Annotated in this window: 11 protein-coding genes; 10 read left to right on the top strand and 1 reads right to left on the bottom strand. The window is 44.0% G+C overall.

Annotated elements, in window-relative coordinates:
• The first annotated feature begins 100 nt into the window (after positions 1-100).
• The 7 genes from J2T19_RS03585 (at position 101) to J2T19_RS03555 (ending at position 10,575) form a co-directional block, all read left to right on the top strand.
• Entirely contained in the window at positions 101-463 is a 363-nt protein-coding gene (locus J2T19_RS03585) for a hypothetical protein (RefSeq protein ID WP_307213265.1), read from the top strand.
• A 349-nt stretch (positions 464-812) separates the two neighbouring features.
• On the top strand, positions 813-2,501 hold the full coding sequence (locus tag J2T19_RS03580; RefSeq protein WP_307213263.1) for a spore germination protein: 1,689 nt from the start codon (positions 813-815) through the stop codon (positions 2,499-2,501).
• A gap of 30 nt (positions 2,502-2,531) precedes the next feature.
• On the top strand, positions 2,532-3,629 hold the full coding sequence (locus J2T19_RS03575) for a GerAB/ArcD/ProY family transporter (protein ID WP_307213261.1): 1,098 nt from the start codon (positions 2,532-2,534) through the stop codon (positions 3,627-3,629).
• Positions 3,626-4,810: a Ger(x)C family spore germination protein gene (locus tag J2T19_RS03570; RefSeq protein ID WP_307213259.1), complete on the top strand. Its 1,185-nt coding sequence runs from the start codon at positions 3,626-3,628 to the stop codon at positions 4,808-4,810. The genes J2T19_RS03575 and J2T19_RS03570 overlap by 4 nt, the downstream gene beginning before the upstream one ends.
• Positions 4,811-5,209: 399 nt before the next feature.
• Positions 5,210-7,288 carry a beta-galactosidase gene (locus J2T19_RS03565; RefSeq protein WP_307213257.1) on the top strand — a complete coding sequence of 693 codons (2,079 nt, stop codon included), beginning with the start codon at positions 5,210-5,212 and terminating at the stop codon, positions 7,286-7,288.
• 216 nt (positions 7,289-7,504) lie between these two features.
• Positions 7,505-8,341, top strand: coding sequence for a helix-turn-helix domain-containing protein (locus J2T19_RS03560; protein WP_307213255.1), 837 nt, complete (start codon positions 7,505-7,507; stop codon positions 8,339-8,341).
• A gap of 248 nt (positions 8,342-8,589) precedes the next feature.
• Positions 8,590-10,575: a glycoside hydrolase family 127 protein gene (locus tag J2T19_RS03555; RefSeq protein ID WP_307213254.1), complete on the top strand. Its 1,986-nt coding sequence runs from the start codon at positions 8,590-8,592 to the stop codon at positions 10,573-10,575.
• A 98-nt stretch (positions 10,576-10,673) separates the two neighbouring features.
• Here the strand turns inward: J2T19_RS03555 and J2T19_RS03550 are convergent, their stop codons facing one another.
• A complete protein-coding gene (locus tag J2T19_RS03550; RefSeq protein WP_307213252.1) occupies positions 10,674-11,636 on the bottom strand; it encodes a response regulator transcription factor in 963 nt (320 codons plus the stop codon).
• 130 nt (positions 11,637-11,766) lie between these two features.
• Here J2T19_RS03550 and J2T19_RS03545 point away from each other — a divergent pair, with 130 nt between their 5' ends.
• Genes J2T19_RS03545 through J2T19_RS03535 form a run of 3 tightly spaced genes read left to right on the top strand, consistent with a single transcriptional unit; the run spans position 11,767 to position 19,133 of the window.
• Positions 11,767-12,873, top strand: a complete 1,107-nt coding sequence (locus tag J2T19_RS03545; protein WP_307213250.1) for a DUF5695 domain-containing protein — start codon at positions 11,767-11,769, stop codon at positions 12,871-12,873.
• 42 nt (positions 12,874-12,915) lie between these two features.
• Entirely contained in the window at positions 12,916-17,037 is a 4,122-nt protein-coding gene (locus J2T19_RS03540) for a DUF5695 domain-containing protein (protein ID WP_307213249.1), read from the top strand.
• Positions 16,941-19,133 carry an S-layer homology domain-containing protein gene (locus J2T19_RS03535; RefSeq protein WP_307213247.1) on the top strand — a complete coding sequence of 731 codons (2,193 nt, stop codon included), beginning with the start codon at positions 16,941-16,943 and terminating at the stop codon, positions 19,131-19,133. The genes J2T19_RS03540 and J2T19_RS03535 overlap by 97 nt, the downstream gene beginning before the upstream one ends.
• Positions 19,134-19,143: the final 10 nt, after the last annotated feature.

The raw sequence follows: 19,143 nt of genomic DNA, 5'->3' as shown, positions 1-19,143 counted from the left end.
TTGGCGGTAATTTCCACTATGCGTATTGAGAAATCTTCACTATAATGCAACATGGTGCACGCAAGCAACGGTTCAAAATAGACAAAAATGAGGTACATATGTGATTAACTGGTTATGGACGATTTATCTCGGATTACTGGGAACAGCATCCCTCGGTTATTTGTTAAAGGGGAAATACGGAACAACACTCGGTAAAATCGATTTTGTTGTATCTGTCATCACTTGGTTTGGATTGTTAGGGTATGTTAAACACATTCAATGGTTGAATCCTCTAGCTTGGAAAGTAATCACAATATCTGCGTTGTTGTGGGATATACTATTTGCAATGCTGCTTAAGGATCACCAAGGTGAAGATCTACTAGAAGAATTTTCGATAGGAAAGAGAAGATGGCTAATGCTCGTCACATTGGTTATCACACTTGCCCCTCTTTACTATGGATTGTTCAGATATTCTTTTATGTAAAAGTATAACACTGATGAAGTCGCTATTTAGCGGCTTTTTTTATTTTATCGGTACAAGTTCTTGACTCTAATAGGCTAGAGGGTGGTTTATACATGCAAGTTCGAAATCGAAATCTAGTACTCAAGTTTATTCGATCAAAACTCTAAACCATTTCTTTTAAGGATGTTTTACCTCTCATCTTTCAGGTTGGTTTATATTAATCACCTATTAAGTAGACGCTAATCTTATGCATGGTGGTTCTTTTTTGTATCAGCGATCAATGGGCATTCCATGCCTCTTATGCATGAAATGTAGAATTCTGGTCACTCTAATTGGGAAATACAGTGGTCAGAGGAGGAGCAACCAGGTCATGTGGAAGAAAATAATGGATCATGTACCTGAGTGGGATGTATGGATTAGCATAGGATGTTTAACAGTGATCCCTTTGTTGATCACAGGTTTCTTTCACCAGATTAAGCTGGCAGACGCGCGGCTAAGTAAACGTAAACAGAAGATGGAGGATAGTTTTGTAGACAAAGAAGAGAGCGATTCAAGCGTTTCCTTAGCTCTTTCTCACGACGAAGCATTAAAATATACAGATCTTTGTGAGACCAACATGAGTCGCTTCAAGCAAGTTGCTATGGATATGGATGATATTAATGAACGAACATTATATTTAAGTAATCTGGATTGTGATGCCGTATTGTACTTCGTAGATGGGTTAACCGATAAGGCGTCGCTCGATCAAAACGTGATGAAACCCCTACTGGAGTGGGCAAACAAACCACTTGAACAAAAACTAACTCCGGAGCAGTTGGTACATGTATTAGATCAACAACTGTTGTTGGTTTCTGAGACAGAATTTGTACAGGAGGTTATTCCAAGCCTACGAAAAGTTTTATTTGGTTCAGTCATTCTTATGATAGATGGAATCCAGGGAGTATTGGTTCTTGGAACATCAAAAGGAAAATCGAGGTCACTTGAAGAACCAATCTCCGAATCTGTTTTACGTGGCCCTAGAATTGGTTTCACAGAAGTGCTAAGTGATAATACGTCCATGTTGCGGAGACATGGGGAAAGTAACGAACTTGCGATGGTCTCTTGTAAGGTAGGAAGCAGAGTCGAAAAGCAACTGATGATTGTCTATTTTCGAGATATCGCTAATTGTCAACTGGTCGAAGAAGTAAAACGTCGTGTACACGCAATTGATGTAGATGAAGTACTGGAATCAGGCTATGTAGAGCAATTAATTGAAGATAATTTCCTTAGCCCATTTCCTCAGATTCAAAATACAGAACGGCCTGACCGTGTCATGGGAGCTCTCTTGGAAGGAAGGGTAGCCATCCTGTTAGATGGATCACCATACGCTCTCTTGATGCCTGTAACTTATGCAATGATGCTCCAATCACCGGAAGATTATTATGAACGCTGGATTCCGAGTTCTTTCATTCGCTTTTTGCGTTTTATCGCTACTTTGATTTCATTATTTGCTCCCGCGCTATACATTTCGTTTATTTCCTTCCATCCAGGTCTCATTCCTACCAATCTGGTGATTTCAATCATTGGAACAAGGCAAGGAGTCCCTTTTTCAACGTTAATTGAGGCGCTCATTATGGAAGTCTCCATTGAGATCTTGCGTGAGGCAGGATTACGGTTGCCTAAACCCATTGGTCCTGCGATGGGAATCGTGGGTGGTCTCATCATTGGACAAGCTGCTGTGGATGCCGGTATTGTAAGTCCAATTTTGGTTATTGTCGTCGCGGCGACTGCAATTTCTTCTTTTGCTACGCCAATGTACAGTGCAGGAATTGCCATGCGTTTATTAAGGTTTCCCATCATGTTTACGGCTGCCATGTTTGGATTATATGGCGTAATTATGGCTTTTCTGTTTTTGGTTATTCATATGTTCAAGTTAAAAAGCTTTGGAGTTCCTTATGTCGACATGGCTGCTTCGCCATCCATTAAGGAATGGAGGGATTTTTTCATACGTGCACCATTTCAATTCATGAGAGGAAGGCCAAGAATCTTACAGACTAGAGACAAAAAAAGAAAAAGTTAATCCTAACATAGCCGCCAAGGAGGATACATGATGTCATCAGGTCTGAACGAATCTGGTAAACTTACAACACTACAGGGCATAAGTCTAACGATTACTTTTATCGTTGGTGTAGAGCTTTTTACTTTGCCTAGAGAAGTAGTGCATAGCGTAAAGAGTGCAGATGCCTGGTTGTCTGTCATTCTTGGAGGTATTGTAGCCATGGCTATGGCATGGATCATGATTACATTAAGCCGTAAGTTTCCGAGCATGAACTTCTATGAATATGTTGGAGCAATCGTAGGAACGTGGATCGGCAAATTAATTGGGATTGTAGTTATCGTGTATTACATTAACTTAGCAAGCTATGAATTGCGATCTATGGAGATTGTGACTTCATTTTTTCTCCTTGAAGGTACACCGTGGTGGGCTATTCAAGCTTTATTTGTCTGGATATCATTATACCTGTGTATGGAGAAGACAGATGTAATAGGAAAAGTGTGTCAGATTATTGTTCCAATTACGATTGTGATCTATATGCTAATTTTAATACTTGGAATGAAGAACTTCGATCTTAGCACACTGCGTCCCGTTTTATCAAAAGGGATGTCTCCGGTTTTTCATGGCGTGAATACAACGACCTTGGCCTTTAGCGGGAGTGAGATCATGTTATTCATGCTCGCCAAGTTGGAACAACCAGAGAAAGCTTTCCGCATTATGGGATGGGGAATAGGTGCAGCAATTATACTCTATACGACTGCGACAATCTTATGTATTGGGGCTTTTACAGCCGAAGGATTACTGACTCGGGTGTGGCCATTTTTCGATCTCACACGTAGCGTGGAAGTGAAGAATTTACCATTGGAACGATTTGAGTCTTTACTTTTGTCGATCTGGGTTATGGAGATTTTTGCTACATTTAGTATTGCCTTTTATTGTGCGGCATTGGGATTATCCCATGTAGCGAAGCTTCCTTATGCACGGAGTATCTACATTCTTTTGCCGATTATGTTAATTGTGTCTCGCATGCCTCGGGATATCAATGAACTACTTCAAATGGGAAGATACATCGGCAAGTCTAATCTGATTTTATTTTCGAGCCTCTCACTTATCTTGCTTCTCATATCGCGTTGGAGGTTCAAATCGACATGAGCCAATTTCGAACAACACAACTATTCTTACTGATTACCGGATGTAGTATCCTGCTGACAGGATGTTGGAGCAGCTTACCTATCGAGGATCGGTATCTTGAAGCAGGCATTGCGTTTGACAGCGTACCACCAGCAGATCGGGGAGCATCAGTTGAGCAAGTGGGTTATCCGCAAAAACAGAGGATTCGTCGTACCGTGCAATATATTCTGCCCGAAGCAGGAGCAAAATCTGGTAGTTCACAAGAAAAGAAGTTTGAAAATGAAGAAGTGATTGGTGACTCCATTATGGAGATGACAAGAGAGACTTTTCTGACGAACCGTTCGCCTGCAGGCTTCCATTTGAAAACGATTATAATCAGTTCAAGACTGTTACAGGATATTCCGATGCATGATTTACTTGATTTTTACTTAGCGGACAACGATATTCGCCTTAGTCTCCAGGTTTATCTATCGACGGGAACGGCCAGTGATATTTTGGAGGAGCACCTAGCTGGAGAGATTCCTGCATTTCTACTCAAAGAACTCTCTAATAACCGTAAACGAATCTCAAGGCTTGTTAAACCAGTTAGTCTTGCCAATATGATCGGACCTTTAACATCGGAATCAAGCTTTCTTTTACCTAATGCTATTGTTGAAAATGGTGTGTTGAAGATCAGAGGAGCAGGGGTCGTAAAAGGGAAAACGCAAAAGTATGCAGGTTATCTTAACGAATCTCAGGTCGAGGGTTTACAGTGGATAAAAGGAGAAATCTCCGGAGGAATCTACAAAGTACAAGAGCCTGAGCTACAACAGCAATTTGTATACGAGATTAAATCTGTGAAGAAAAAGGTTGAGGTACGGGTGAAAGGTGATGATATCTCCTTTCACGTTGAGATGAATTCGAAAGGGCGCTTATCGGAGGTGTTTTCACCTAAAATAAAGAAGATGGATAACCATACGCTAGAGCGTTATTCTGTCATTGTGGAAGAAGAGGTTACGGAGCTCGCCAAGAAATCAATGAAGAAACTTAAAGAAATGCATGTTGAGGTGGCAGACTTGGGTAAAGCTCTGCGGATCCAACATCCCGCTGTATGGGAAAGAGTGAAAGAGAATTGGGAAGAAGAATTCGTTACGATTCCAGTGACCTTCAGTACCAAGGTTCATCTCGATGATTTTGGAGCCTCGACCATGACTGCGGACTAAGACGTGCAACGAGAGCTTATAGCAATGACTAAAGCAGCCGACCTATGGGTCGGCTGCTTTTAGTCAACTTATGTCACCATACAATACAATCATTAATGTGAGGACAGAAAAAGCAGAAATGTTTAGCTTAGACTGGGGTTTCTCATTGTGGTTTTTTTTATTAAATGAATCTACCTACATGTTATAAATTTTGATCCATTTACATTTCTACTTTCATACAATTGTTCGTTTTGTGCTATTTTCTCATCGTGATAATCCTAACGTGCAACTCATCCAGTAAGTTAAAATGAAATTACTTAAGGCAAGAAAGGGTTGTTGACGCGAATCCGGAAATCTCAATTTCTAGAGTGTGAGTCTTTAAAAAATTGAAACTCACTACGATTAGGGAGGAAGACTTTAATGTATACATTTAAAAAATATCAAAAACCTGAGATTTTGCAAAATCATTTGAATCTTGGAGGGGAAAATCCTGCAGGCGATAAGATAGATGTAACAAGTTTATATATTACACGTAAGGGTAAGCCTTCTATTCCGGTCATGGGCGAATTTCATTATTCCAGATATAACAGAAGTGACTGGTATAAAGAGCTGTGTAAAATGAAAGCTGGCGGGATTACACTCGTATCTACCTATGTGTTCTGGATCTATCATGAAGAGAGTGAAAGCGTATTTGATTTCACCGGTGACAATGATCTCCGTGCTTTTATATTGGAATGTAAGAAGGCCGGGCTTGAAGCTGTCATTAGAATTGGACCATGGGCACATGGCGAATGCAGGAACGGCGGACTTCCGGATTGGCTGCTCCAAAAACCATTTAAGCTCCGTGAAAACAACCTAGAATATCTTAATTATGTACGTATCTTCTATGAGAACATTTCGAAGCAGGTACAAGGACTTTTCTACAAAGATGGAGGAAATATCATAGCCGTGCAGCTAGAGAATGAGCTGACCAATGATGCTGAGCATCTAGCCACGTTAAAAGAAATGGCTGTGGATTGTGGAATGATTGCTCCGATCTATACGGTAACTGGATGGAATGCTGTTGAGGGAGCACGCATTCCTGTTGATGAGGTGTTTCCAGTATTCGGAGGATACTGTGATGCTCCATGGGACGACCACCTAGATCAACTTCCGCCATCTCCTCATTATTTCTTTACGGGTATGAGAAATGACACAGGTATAGGAGCCGATCTTCTTCCTCAAGAAATTGAAGATGATGGGCAATGGCGATTGCCGTATGAACGATATCCATTTGCAACTTGCGAATTGGGTGGAGGTATTCAAGTCACACATCACCGCAGGCCAATAATTAGAGGTATGGATATTTACAGCATATCGCTTGTAAAGATTGGTGATGGTAACAATCTGATTGGATATTATATGTACCATGGTGGAACCAATAAAATTGGCAAGCTGTCTACTTTCCAGGAGTCAAAAGCAACAGGTTATCCCAATGATTATCCCATTCTTTCATATGATTTTCAGTGTGCCTTATCGGAGTATGGAGAAGTGCGTGAGCAGTATAGACTGCTGAATATTCTGCACTTGTTTGTACAGGATTTTCAGGAGACTCTAGCACCGATGACCAGAGTAGAAGCGGAGAATTCAGTTTCAAGAGACGATACGACATCTTTGCGATATGTGATGCGCACAGATGGTGAGAGTGGATATGTATTTGTTAACCATTATCAAAGGCTTTCTGAGCTTCAGGATGTGCACAACGTTGTCATTGATACAGGCAGTGTCATATTCCCATCGATTGATGTATGCGGAGAAGTAAGCTTCTTCATGCCGTTCCGTATGGAGTTGTCAGGTATTGTTCTTGACTATGCCACAGTGCAACCGTTATGCAAAGAAGGAGATACCTATTTCTTTGCGCAAATTCCTGGAATTACACCAGCATATCAATTTAGTGATGGACAGAATATAACAGCTCAAGTGGGGCTTGAATCTGCATTTCAGGTCAACGGCACTACAGTTGTTACACTTAGTTGGGATCAGGCACGATATCTGCGCAGGCTTGACAGGGAGCTTTATGTAGGTGATGGATGTGATCTGTACAAAGCTGCTGACGAAATTCGTTCTGTGGAAGACGGTGAATTTCAATATTGGTATTGGAATGGAGTAGGATTTGATCAAAATTCTATTCAGCAATCTTATACGGAACCTGCTATTACGTACGATAATGTGGAACAGCCTCCTTTTGATCCTAAACATACAGAGCAGCTCCACATTGGCGGGGAGCGAAAAGTCAAATGGCAAAAAATCTCCGTTACAGGATCTGAAGGCTTCGTAAATATTGATTATTATGGTGATGTAGCACAAATTTACGCAGATGAAGAACTCGTTGCGGACAGTTATTATTACGGAGATGTTTGGAGAGTACCAGCAAGATTGCTGGAAGGTAAAGAATGTTACCTCGCAGTATCGGAAATGCGAAACGATTTCTATCGAGAGTTCGAGAGCAAGAACCGCTAAGGATGTAATACAGCAGGTTTAAAGGAAGCAAGACATTAAATAAACAATATTCTTGAATTTTTCAAAACCAGATTCCTGCATTTAAAAGGAGTCTGGTTTTATTCAATGATGGTATAATTTTAGATGAGTCTAAGATTCGAACACAACATCCATTCAGATTACAGTACTACATAACAGTATTGTTGTCTCGCTTTGAAGGAGAGATCTAAGAGGAGCATGTTACCATTCAGGCTTTTTCATAATAAAGGCAAGATCGAATTACCATTGTCATTATATAGCTGCGGATTACATCACCAGCACATGATGCATCGGCCTATTGGTTATCCAACATTTCAATGCATGATTTGTTTTGCAGGATCAGGTGCCTTTCACTTTGAAAACATGCCTTATATCAAGATGAAAAGGGGAGATATCTTATTTGTGCCAGGCAAACTAGCTCATGACTACGGTCCATCAGGAACTGAACACTGGCTATTAGGATTTATGGGAATTGAGGGAAGCTTTGTTGAGTCCCTTGTTAACACATTACAACTTCCAATGATGAAACCAATCTCAGTGAATGAAGTTAAGATACAGCAGCTTGAATCCGATATCAGGGAGCTATGGCATGTAAGTGAACCTGAGGTGAACGACCCATATCATATGGCTTCTACGAAAATATATAGTATGTTGACGTACATCGCTACAACGACTCACAGTGAGAAGCCTATGCAAAACTATCGAAGCAGCACGAGTGCTAAGGAAATGCTTCGCGCCTCGGTTCAATATATGGAACAGCATTATATGGATGGCTTAAGCCTCGCTAATATTGCAGATACGGTCGGTTATTCCAAGCAACACTTTCAACGCAAGTTCAAAGAGATATATGGCGTGAATCCCAGTCACTATCTTCAACGCCTTCGATTGCTCAAGGGAGCAGAGCTTTTAACTGAACATTCTGAGCTATCTGTAGGTGAGGTCGCGACTATGGTAGGTATGGAATTAAATTATTTTGTACGAATATTTAAACGAGTGCATGGGATTACTCCCGCCAAATATCGATACACGGTTTAGTAGCACGAACTTTCTCTAGATATCAGTGAATTACTCCATTGAAGTCGCTATCGTAGCGGCTTTTTTTGTTATATTGATGGTTGGAATGGACATGAAAATGATGCTCGTATTCCCTAATTTCAATCATGGTTATAGATCGCCACTTATACAAGGTTGTAATTATGTAAATTTCAGTTGGAAATGATGATTTCACCCTGATGTAATGATTTGTAAAATAAGGATATTAAGTTAAACAAGGAGAGGTTTTTATGACGAAACCAGATGTTCCGCATCATCCTCATACACCAGTCTATAGTTATAAAATCAATGATCCATTATGGTCGCACTATATTGAGCTGGTTCGCAATGTTGTGGTTCCCTATCAGTGGGAAGCGCTTAATGACCGTGTTGAAGGAGCTGAACCTAGTCGAGCCATTCGGAATTTCCGCATTGCAGCTGGGGATGAAGAGGGCGTTCATTATGGCATGGTATTTCAGGATAGCGATGTTGCAAAATGGATTGAGGCAGCTGCATACCTACTCTCTGCGAAGCCCGATCCTGAACTGGAAGTCCTTGTAGATTCCATTATTGAGACCATAGCTCGAGCACAGCAAGCGGATGGTTATCTGAACACGTACTTTACCCTGCGTGAACCTGGGGCGCGCTGGACGAACCTCGCCGAGTGCCATGAACTCTATTGTGCAGGACATATGATTGAGGCTGGTGTGGCGTATTATCATGCCACGGGCAAACGCAATCTACTGGATGTAGTTATTCGTTTGGCAGATCATATAAGCACCGTGTTTGGAACAGAGCCGGGTCAATTGAAAGGTTATGATGGACATCAGGAGATTGAACTTGCTCTTTTTAAACTGTATAAGACGACAAAGGAAGAGAAGTATCTTGAACTAAGCAGATATTTTCTGGACCAGCGGGGAGCGCATCCGCATTTTTTTGTAGAGGAATGGGAGCAAAGGGGGCGCTCCATCCATTTTGGCGAACTGGACATGGTGCACCGGCACACCTACTCCCAGTCCCATCTCCCCATTAGGGAACAGACAACAGCGGAAGGTCATGCGGTTCGACTGGTGTACATGTGTGCGGCTATGGCGGATGTAGCTGCAGAGACGGGAGATACATCGCTGGAAGAAGCTTGTGATCGATTATGGAACAACATTGTAAGCAAGCGAATGTACATTACGGGAAGCATTGGTTCATCAGCCAAAGAAGAAGCATTTACAGGTGATTATGACCTACCGGGAGATACGGCTTACGCAGAGACCTGCGCTTCAATTGGCCTGATCTTTTGGGCAAAGCGCATGTTGCAACTGAATCAAGATAGCCGGTATGCGGATGTTATGGAGCGAGCTCTGTATAATACGGTGATTAGTGGAATGTCCCTGGATGGTCAACGTTTTTTCTATGTGAATCCACTTGAAGTCGATCCAGAGATTCAACGTGTAAATCCTAATTATGCCCACGTGCGAACACGCAGACAAGGGTGGTTTGGTTGTGCCTGCTGTCCGCCGAACATTGCACGATTACTTGCCTCATTAGATCAATATGTGTATACCCCGGCTGTCGAACAGGATACGTTGTATGTGCAGTTGTATATTGGCGGAGAAGGGGAATTCACACTTAAAGGTAAAAGAGCAGCGCTAACCATGGTTTCTGACTATACCTCCACCGGAGAAGTGAAGTTGATTGTTCAGCCCGATTCTTCGGAAGGGATGGAGTTTACGATAGCTCTGAGAAAGCCGGATTGGTGCGCGATTCCCGAGCTGTGGATTAATGGGGAGAAGACAGAACAAGATGGGTTTACTTTTGAATCCGGTTACATAAAGGTCACTCGTACGTGGAAAGCCGGCGATGAGATCAGGCTCGACTTCCCTTTGGAGTTGCTGCGGATGAAAGGTCACGATCACATCAAATCCACTTTCGGAAAAGTAGCCATACAACGGGGACCATTTATGTATTGCCTTGAAGAAGTCGATAATGGCCGCGGATTGCATCGCGTTCAGTTGCCGCGAGATGCCAAGTTTTCTATTGATAGTGGGGAGCTGATGCCTTTGGGAATTCCGACACTTACAACGATTGGTCGGCGAATGGTATCCGATGAAGACTGGGGAACACATTTATATCGCAGTAATGTTCAATGGGATACCCAGTCTGCCGAACTTCGCTACATTCCCTACTTTACTTGGGCGAATCGGGATGAAGGAGAAATGCGGGTGTGGATTCCGGAGTGCGAATAAAGGGATTATCTATCTGAAAACAAAAGAAAGCGTCTGCTTTACCTAGAGATCGCATTGCAAGATAACGCAATTTCTGGTGAGTAGACGCTTTTTATTTTTCAGAGCATCAGTTCTGAATGAGTCGTCGAGTTAGTTTCTGTGTTAGTGAACTTGCTGCGGAAATTAGAAGGAGAGATACCCTCTCTTTTGGCAAAACAGGAAGAGAAGTAGGACACATGATTGAAGCCAATCTCTTCGGCAATTCGGGCAACGGGCCAGGCGGTTTGCAATAGCAGCTTTTTCGCCTGTTCGATTCTGTAATGCAGCAGATATTCCATGGGTGTCATCCCATATACTTTCAGCATGCTGCGTGCGAGATAGTTTGGGTGGTAGTTGAGTTCCTTTTGCAGCATCGGATTGGAGATCGGTAGAGGGTAATTTTGACGAATATACAGTTCGACTTTCTCGGCAATCCGGATGGCGGCAACATCGGACAGTGAGGACAGCCCAAGATCCATATGTTGCATAAATTGCTGAAAGCTCGCCTGTCTTTTCCAATTGCGCATGGACTGAGGCTCCTGATCAAGCTGAGAGAAATGCTCCAGCAATTCTATATCTTTAGTTGTAATACGAGTATGTTTGGGGATGAAAATGGAACAGACATCACAGTGATTCAGATACGCGCTTACCTTATGTGTCTTGATTAATTCGGTCTGATTGGCGAGGCATTCATCCATGTTCGAAGATTCTCTCCAGCTGCCATAAGTTTGAAAATGAATCCAGATCATTTCTGTTGCTTCGTTACATGCAGCGTAGCCGTAGTGATGACCATCGGGCTTAAGAATCAGTGCCTCGCCTTGTTCCAGAAGCCATTCTGTCCCGTTCTCACTAATGGCGAGCGAACCGCGTGTAACGACAATTAGATCGAAGACACCGATGTCACTGCGACTGATGTGATATTCACCGGCTTCGTAATAAGCACGTCCACAATCAATGAAATAAGGAATAGGTGGAGTGATGAAATGAAGAATGGGCGAGTCCAATCCTGCACCTCCGATCAGGTTGAAATATTTAAAATTCATGTTGGCATCGATCATTTAATTTTTATGATACAACAAGTATCATTGAAAATAAAGCGCTTACGAAATTCATTTTTATGCCTAAAATGGATTCAGATTACACCGGTTTAAAAGAATGAATCCTCTAATGGATATGATCACATATATACAGGAGGTTATTATGACAATGATTTCGAAGAAGTGGAAGTCGCTTTCGATTGCGCTGTTACTGGCATTTTCAAGTCTGCCATTGCAGGTTAGCACTCTGCCAGAGGTCGCGGCGGCTGCAGTAAAGAATGATATTTCCAATGCCAGCCTATCTGCCAAAGTGGGGGAATTAGGTCAGATAGAAGAGCTCTATATCAACAACAACCCTGCCAATAAACAGGGTAAGCCAATCAATTTCGTCCTACCCAACACGACATCACCGCAAAATGGTACGCAGCACCAGTGGATGGGTGAAATGATCTTCTCTTACCGTACGGGCGCTAGTGGGCAATTTCCCGATAACAGGGACGGCTTTGTAGAAGTGGATACCAATAAGACATTGGCCGCAGGAGGATCTACGCAATATTCGACGATCAATCCGAATAACCCCTATATTAACAAGACAGCATCAGCGGATGGTAAGAGGGTAGAAGTCAACTTTATTGGACAGAACCTGGACTCTACAAGTCAGCGGGTAATGAAAGGCTTCGATGTAAAATCCGTTTTCGATATGGAGACGCATGACGGTTCAATGCTTTGGGAAATTACGGTGAAGAACAAGAGCAATCAGTATATAGAATTCGGGGATATCGGCTTGCCGATGCCTTGGAATAACAAATATCAGACCTTATCTGACACTTATGATGACCGTGTGACGGTGCATAATTTCGCCGGGGCTGATAGTGGATATTCTTATGCCATCCGCACCAGTGGTGAGGGGAACTTTATGCTCTTCACTCCAGTGCCGGAGAGCGGTGCTCGAATCGAGTATGTGGATTACTGGATGCATGAGGCAGGGGAGTTGCGTGCTGCAGATACTTTTAAGAACTGGACCGGGGACAGTGGCGGTTGGTATCCAGGGTTGAACGTGCTCTATATCCACTCCAAAGACATTCAAAAAACGGGACGCGGTTATTTTACCGATGCTTCCAGTCTCGTTCTCGGGCCGGATGAGTCCAAGACGTATAAGTTCAAATTCTCAGCGATCCGTGGAGGCGACAACACGCCACAGGAAAGCGCTCAAAGCCCTAACAACAGCTCGATTTCGATGTAAGATCGTGAATCCAATCTCCGATCCATCCTATATAAATCAGGCATGATTGATGCTGTAGCAGTGCCGGGCTTCCAGACGGCGATTAATATGCCTGTGAAGCTAGACCTGCACTATGACGACAGTATCGTTGATGTACAGTCCATCGATATTCTGAATGTGGATGAGAATGATCCATTTGATGAAGCGCATATTCCGGAGATCAAGCCTGGGAAGAGCAGAAAGGAAATGGTTGACAACTCACGGAGCGGACGGGGACTGCCTAAAGGGAACCCCGGCTATAACGAGTCAATTGAGTTTGTGGAGACTAAGATTGTAAATGGTGAGCAGCATCATATTTATTCCCTTCAGTTTGATTCGATTGGCAACAATAGCGTGCGTATTGAATATAAGCTGAAGGACGGCAACGAATGGGTCGATAAATTCACTCAATTCGAGTTCAATGTTCTAGCTGAGCTGGATGCAATCTCAGATGCGCATTCCGAATTCATGGTCGAGCAAACACAGGATAAGAACCCGGAAAGTCCGACTTACGGTAACTATTTCGACTGGTATCTTTCAAGCGGCATGGATCTCAACATAAACCATTGGGGCGATGACTGGAGCCATGACAACATCAACTTCATGACTATGAAGAACTATCTGGCTCCCAACCCGGATGAAATTCGCTCTATCGAGACATACCTGATCGACTTCATGTGGGAAAGATTCATGAAGAATACGCAGGATAGCTATATCGTGGCAAACTGGCTAAAAGATTCTGGGGCATATACGGATAAAGATAAGCCCTATACACGTACCTTCTCCGAAATTATGGAAGCTACCGGATTCTTTAACATGTACCGGATTCAGAAGGCGTATCCCAATCTAATTGAGTATCGGGAATCACCTCAGTTTTATCTAGAGAAAGCATATAACATCTATTATAAGCGTGTTTCAACCGGAGCCATCGGATTCTATGGCGAACAGCAAATCCCGGATATGATTGAAGCCCTGAAGGAAGAGGGAATGCAGACCGAGTCAGCCAATCTGCAGAAGAAGTTCGCCCTCGACAAGGGAAGGAATATGACGAGAGCCGCGTATCCATACGGATCCGAATTTGAATATGATAATACTGGCGAAGAAGGGGCTTATGCTGCGGCAAAAGCCTTGCGTACGTACTATCCGGCAGACGCGCTTGCAGGTGCTGCTGAGAAAAGTATGGAAATGGCCGACTGGAAAACACGTGCGATGCGCGGGATACAGCCTACCTGGTACCATTATTCAGTACCTGTCTTCCGCGGCGGAGAAGGTTGGTGGAATTTCCAATATACTGCGTCTTTAGCAGGGTACATCATGGATGACTGGCTTCGATATGAGAATGATGACAGATCGGCAGAGCAGAAGGCAATAGCACAACAGCGCAATTATGCGGCGAAAATTTCGAACTTCAACGCTGTCAATATGGGTCAGATCTCAGCCAATTCAGTGAGCAGCACCTCTTGGCGATATTCGATGTATAAGGGAGGCACAGGAACTAAAGACGTATACGATGGCGGCTCACGTGTCATGAGTAATGGCTGGAATGACTTTTCGGGCGAATCAGAAGAGGGTCTCTATGGTTCTCTACTGAGCATCAGCTCGGATATTGTGACAGATCCCGTATTTGGGCTGTTCGGATATGGGGCGCTGGTGACTGACGAAGGAGAAAGTTACAACATTACGCCAAAAGATGGTTTCGGCAAGCGGATCAATCTGATCGATGAGAAAATCTATTTGGAGCTGGAAAGCGATAAAATAGAAAGCGCACAAATTCAAAAAGATGGTAAGGGCTATACTCTTCAACTTCTCAACGTTTCCGGAAAAGAGCATACCTCACGGATTTCGTTCGATGGTACGGGGATGGAGAATGGCTACTATACTTTGAAGCTGAATGGTGAAACTGCCGGACAGTTCTATGTTAAGAACAATGCAGGCGTTGCTATGTTCCAGATGGGCAGCGTGCCGAGAGCTGAATTGACCATTGAAAAGTCATCCGGCGGTGAAAATGAAGCTCCTCAAATTACTGTACAATTGGCGACACAACAGCCACAGGCGTTAATTCCATTTATGCTGAATGGAATTGTGACCGATGATGGCGCACCAGAAGGGACACTGTCTTATCAATGGGAAGTCGTCAGCGCACCAGAAGGCGGCAAGCTGACTTTTAATCATTCCAAAGCCAGCATTACACAGGCTACGGGTACCAAAGAGGGAACTTATACAGTTAAGCTTAGCGCAAGTGATGGAGCACTGACTGGTTCCAGTCCGATAACCTTTGATCTGGCTTCACCACCAGATAAACAGCCTCCAGCAATTGGCCAGGTGACTGCGGTTCAGGATGTTAGTAATAACAGTATCGTGGTTTTGTCTGGTGAGGCTATTCCCGATCCTGTGCATGGTGAGGCAGAAGAATTGAAGTTGAACTACACTTGGGCTGTGAAGCAAAAGCCTGAGGGTTCCGCGGATATTTCGTTTGTGGATGGTGATAAGACATCGGCCTATGCGCGTGTAAGTAAGGCAGGCACTTACGTGTTTACTTTCAGTGCGGCAGATGGAGACAAGAAAGCCAACAAGGATGTAACTCTTGAGATTAAGGAAGATACAGCTGATGTTTACCGGGCACTCAGTGTAGTGACCAAGAAGGATATTGCACCAGAACTCCCAAGACAAATTTATATTCTGTCAGAGGAAGGTTACGCAGAGCAGGGTATCACTTGGGATGCTATTGATCCAAGAAGCTATGCTAGTCCAGGCCAAGTTGAAGTCAGAGGCAACGTCAATGGTAGTGTTCTAGAGGTTTGGGCTACTGTATATGTGGTGGATACAGGAATACAGAATGCTGCTCTGACAGCTAAAGCTTCTGCCAGTTTCTCAGGTGGCGACGGATACCCGGAAGCGATGAATAACGGTATTGAACCTAGGAGCTCAGCAGATTTTTCACCGAACCGCGGTGCCCCCAACAGTGCATGGCATAACTGGGGAAGAGAAGGAGATCCGGCATGGGTGACGTATGAATGGGATCAGCCATTCCTGGCCACTTCAATGGATGTATATGTATTTCAGGACAACGGCGGCAACTTCCGTCCGAAGGATATACAACTTATGGTTCGCGGTGCAGATGGGAAATGGTACGCCCCGCGGGACATAAAGGGGCTTGGCAATGAACTTAATAAATACAATACAACGACCTTTGAGCCTCAATATATTACAGGTGTCCGTATGGACATGAAGCCTTCCGTTAATGGTATCGGTATTCTGGAGTGGAAGGTAAATGGTTATACTGGCGCTGTAGAAGATAAGTTAGAACTGATCAAGGTCTATAACTATGTAAATACACTAAATGATTCGAACTTTATAGATCCTGGCCTGGCGCCCATTGAAGCGGCGAAGACAGAAGCTTCTGCTGTAATCAAGAATATGAATGCCACAAACAGAGAAATAAAGATAGCGCTGGAGAAACTGCTAACGGACTTACGTCTGCTGAGCCCGAGAGATGGCAATATGGCCTTCCTCGCCAATGCTTCTTCCAGCTACACGTCTCCTTGGGAGAGTCTGGCGGCAGTGAATGACGGAAAGAAGGAAGGCAACAACATCCCACATTGGGGAACCTGGGGTCATGAAGGCGTAGAGGAGTGGGTGCAATATGAATGGCCACAGGGTGCCTCCATCCGGAGTTCTGATCTGGTGCTGTGGTCAGACGCAGGTGGGATCAAGCCGCCTACCCAAATTAAGTATTCCTACATCCCAGCGAATAGCGCTACCAATGAATGGGTAACCGTAGGAACGATTACGGAAGGAATCAAAGTGGTTGAACATTCTCCCGCAGAATCCTCCAATCCGTACACGTTTGATCCGGCGCTGGAGGTAAAGGCACTGCGGGTTACCCTGACCAAGCAATCTCGGGCAGGAGATAATGGTGTTGGCCTATGGGAATGGGAAGTTCTCCAGGCCTTATCCATGCCTGATCGTGAGGCTCCAGTAACACCAACCGGGGTGGCTCCGTCCATGCCCGGTGGAGATGACGGCAAACTAATTGGTGTTACAAGTGAATGGAGTATAAAAAGGAAGGCGACGAAGATTATACTACAATTGCAACAACTGAGGTTACAGGCCTCTCCGCAGGTAAATATTATGTCCGGTATATGAAGACCGATTCGTTGAATGCCAGCCTGGATAAGGAAGTCGTTATACCAGAAGGGCAGATACAGGAGCAGGCTGCACCAGATGCGAGTGGGTGGGTAATCTCACATGCCAATACGGATACCGAGACGAAAGGTAACATTGAGGGTTTAAATGATACGATGGAATACCGGAAGCTCGGGGAGGCGGACTATACGCCTGTAACAGGTACAACGATTAGCGATCTGAACTCTGGTAGCTATCAGATCCGGTACGCAGCGACAGTTAGCCTAAAGGCTAGTCCGCCGGTAAACGTAGATATTCGCAAAGAAGCCAAGGAAGACAGGGAGCCTCCAACAGCGGAAGGACTGATCATTACACCACCTACAGTGGCTGGCGGAAATGATGGCAGAATCGAAAATGTGACTGCCGATATGGAGTACCGTAAGACAGATCAAGGTGATTATATGCCTGTCAGTGGAACCAGCATTGAAGGCCTGGAGGCCGGAGGATACGAGCTTCGATACGCTGGAACAGATACGAGCAATCCAAGTCCTACCATTCTAATCGTTGTGCCTGACGGAACCAAACAAGAGCAGAATCCGCCGTCCAGTGAAGAGGTTAAAGCTGTAAATGTTAGTGCATCGGGTGTTAAGGACGGTAAGATCATTGGTGTAAGTCCTGCGATGGAATACCGACAAGATGGTAGTGAGGCTACGAGCTGGGATGCCATTACAGGATCAGAGGTTAGAGGTCTTGGCAACGGAATCTACGAAGTGAGATATAAAGAGACGGCAACTCATTATGCGAGCCAATCCCTTACTGTCGTTATCAACAATCCAGTTGTCAATCCAGAACCACCGACGGAAATACCGCCGTCAACAAATGCACCTGTGTCAGTCACCACACCTACTTCGACTCCTACTCTTACTGCGACTCCTGAAAACATAAAAGTCGAAGGTAACTTAATTAAGGTTTTGGTACCAAAGGTAGATACGAAAACCGGTGTAGCGAAAGGAGCACCCATCCGGCAAGAAGATATGAATACGGCTCTTGATCATGCGCAAGCGAATGGCAGCAAAGTTAAAACGATTCTAGTGGAAATACCGAAAGCAGAGGGAGTCAGTTCCTATGCAGTTGAGTTTCCAGCAGCAGCAATAGCCGCTGATCATGGCAACATGAAGATAGAGATTCATACGGGATTTGGCACTGTTACCGTGCCTTCCAATACGCTGAAGTATGTATCAGGTATGAAGAATATAGAACTGGTACTGAGCGGGTTAGATCCTGCAAAGCTGCACTCAGGTGTAAAATCAGTGACAACCAGCAAGCCTGTTATTGCATTAACTGTCCGCGTAGATGGAGTAGAAGTAGTAGCCCTGAATACACCAGCTGAAATCAGAGTGCCATATACTCCTGATGTTGAAGAATTGGCTAATTCCAGATACCTTACCGTTTCATATGTGGCTGCGAACAGTACGTTTGTACAGCTACTTGATGGCAAATATGACAGCGAACTACAAGCTATGGTCTTTACAACTGCAAAAGCAGGTGAATATGCAGTTGTGTATACTAAGAAGCACTTTAATGACGTCATCAAGGATTCGTGGTATGCGCAAGCTGTTGAAACAATGGCGTCCAAAGGATTCATCGAGGGAACATCAGCTACAAGCTTTAGTCCTAGCCAACAGGTCACAAGAGGTGAGTATCTAGCCTGGCTAGTAAAGACACTGGGGCTTAAAGCGGAGGTTAACACCACATTCGGTGATATCGAGCGAACGGATCTCTATTATGAGGAAATTGGCATCGCCAAAGCACTCGGAATCGCCATGGGCTCAAATGGTAGCTTCTATCCGGAAACGGAAATTACTAGACAAGATTTGGCTGTGCTGACCATGCGAGCTTTGCGGGCAGTGGAGAAAACCGAGCAAAATAGTACAGCAGAGGATCTCAAGAGATTTACAGATGCTGTAAAAGTAGCTAATTACGCCGTGAATGATATGGCTGCGATGGTTAATATGGGCTTCATCAATGGGCGAAGCAATGCCACCTTGAGCCCTAACGTAACGACAACCAGAGCAGAAGCTGCTCAGGTTCTGTATAAGATTTTCTTGCAATTCTAATCACATAGAA

The organism is Paenibacillus tundrae (assembly GCF_030812775.1).
Classification (GTDB): Bacteria; Bacillota; Bacilli; order Paenibacillales; family Paenibacillaceae; genus Paenibacillus; species Paenibacillus tundrae_A.
The sequence above is the reverse complement of the archived record's forward strand: the minus strand, read 5'-3'. Positions and strand labels throughout refer to the sequence as shown.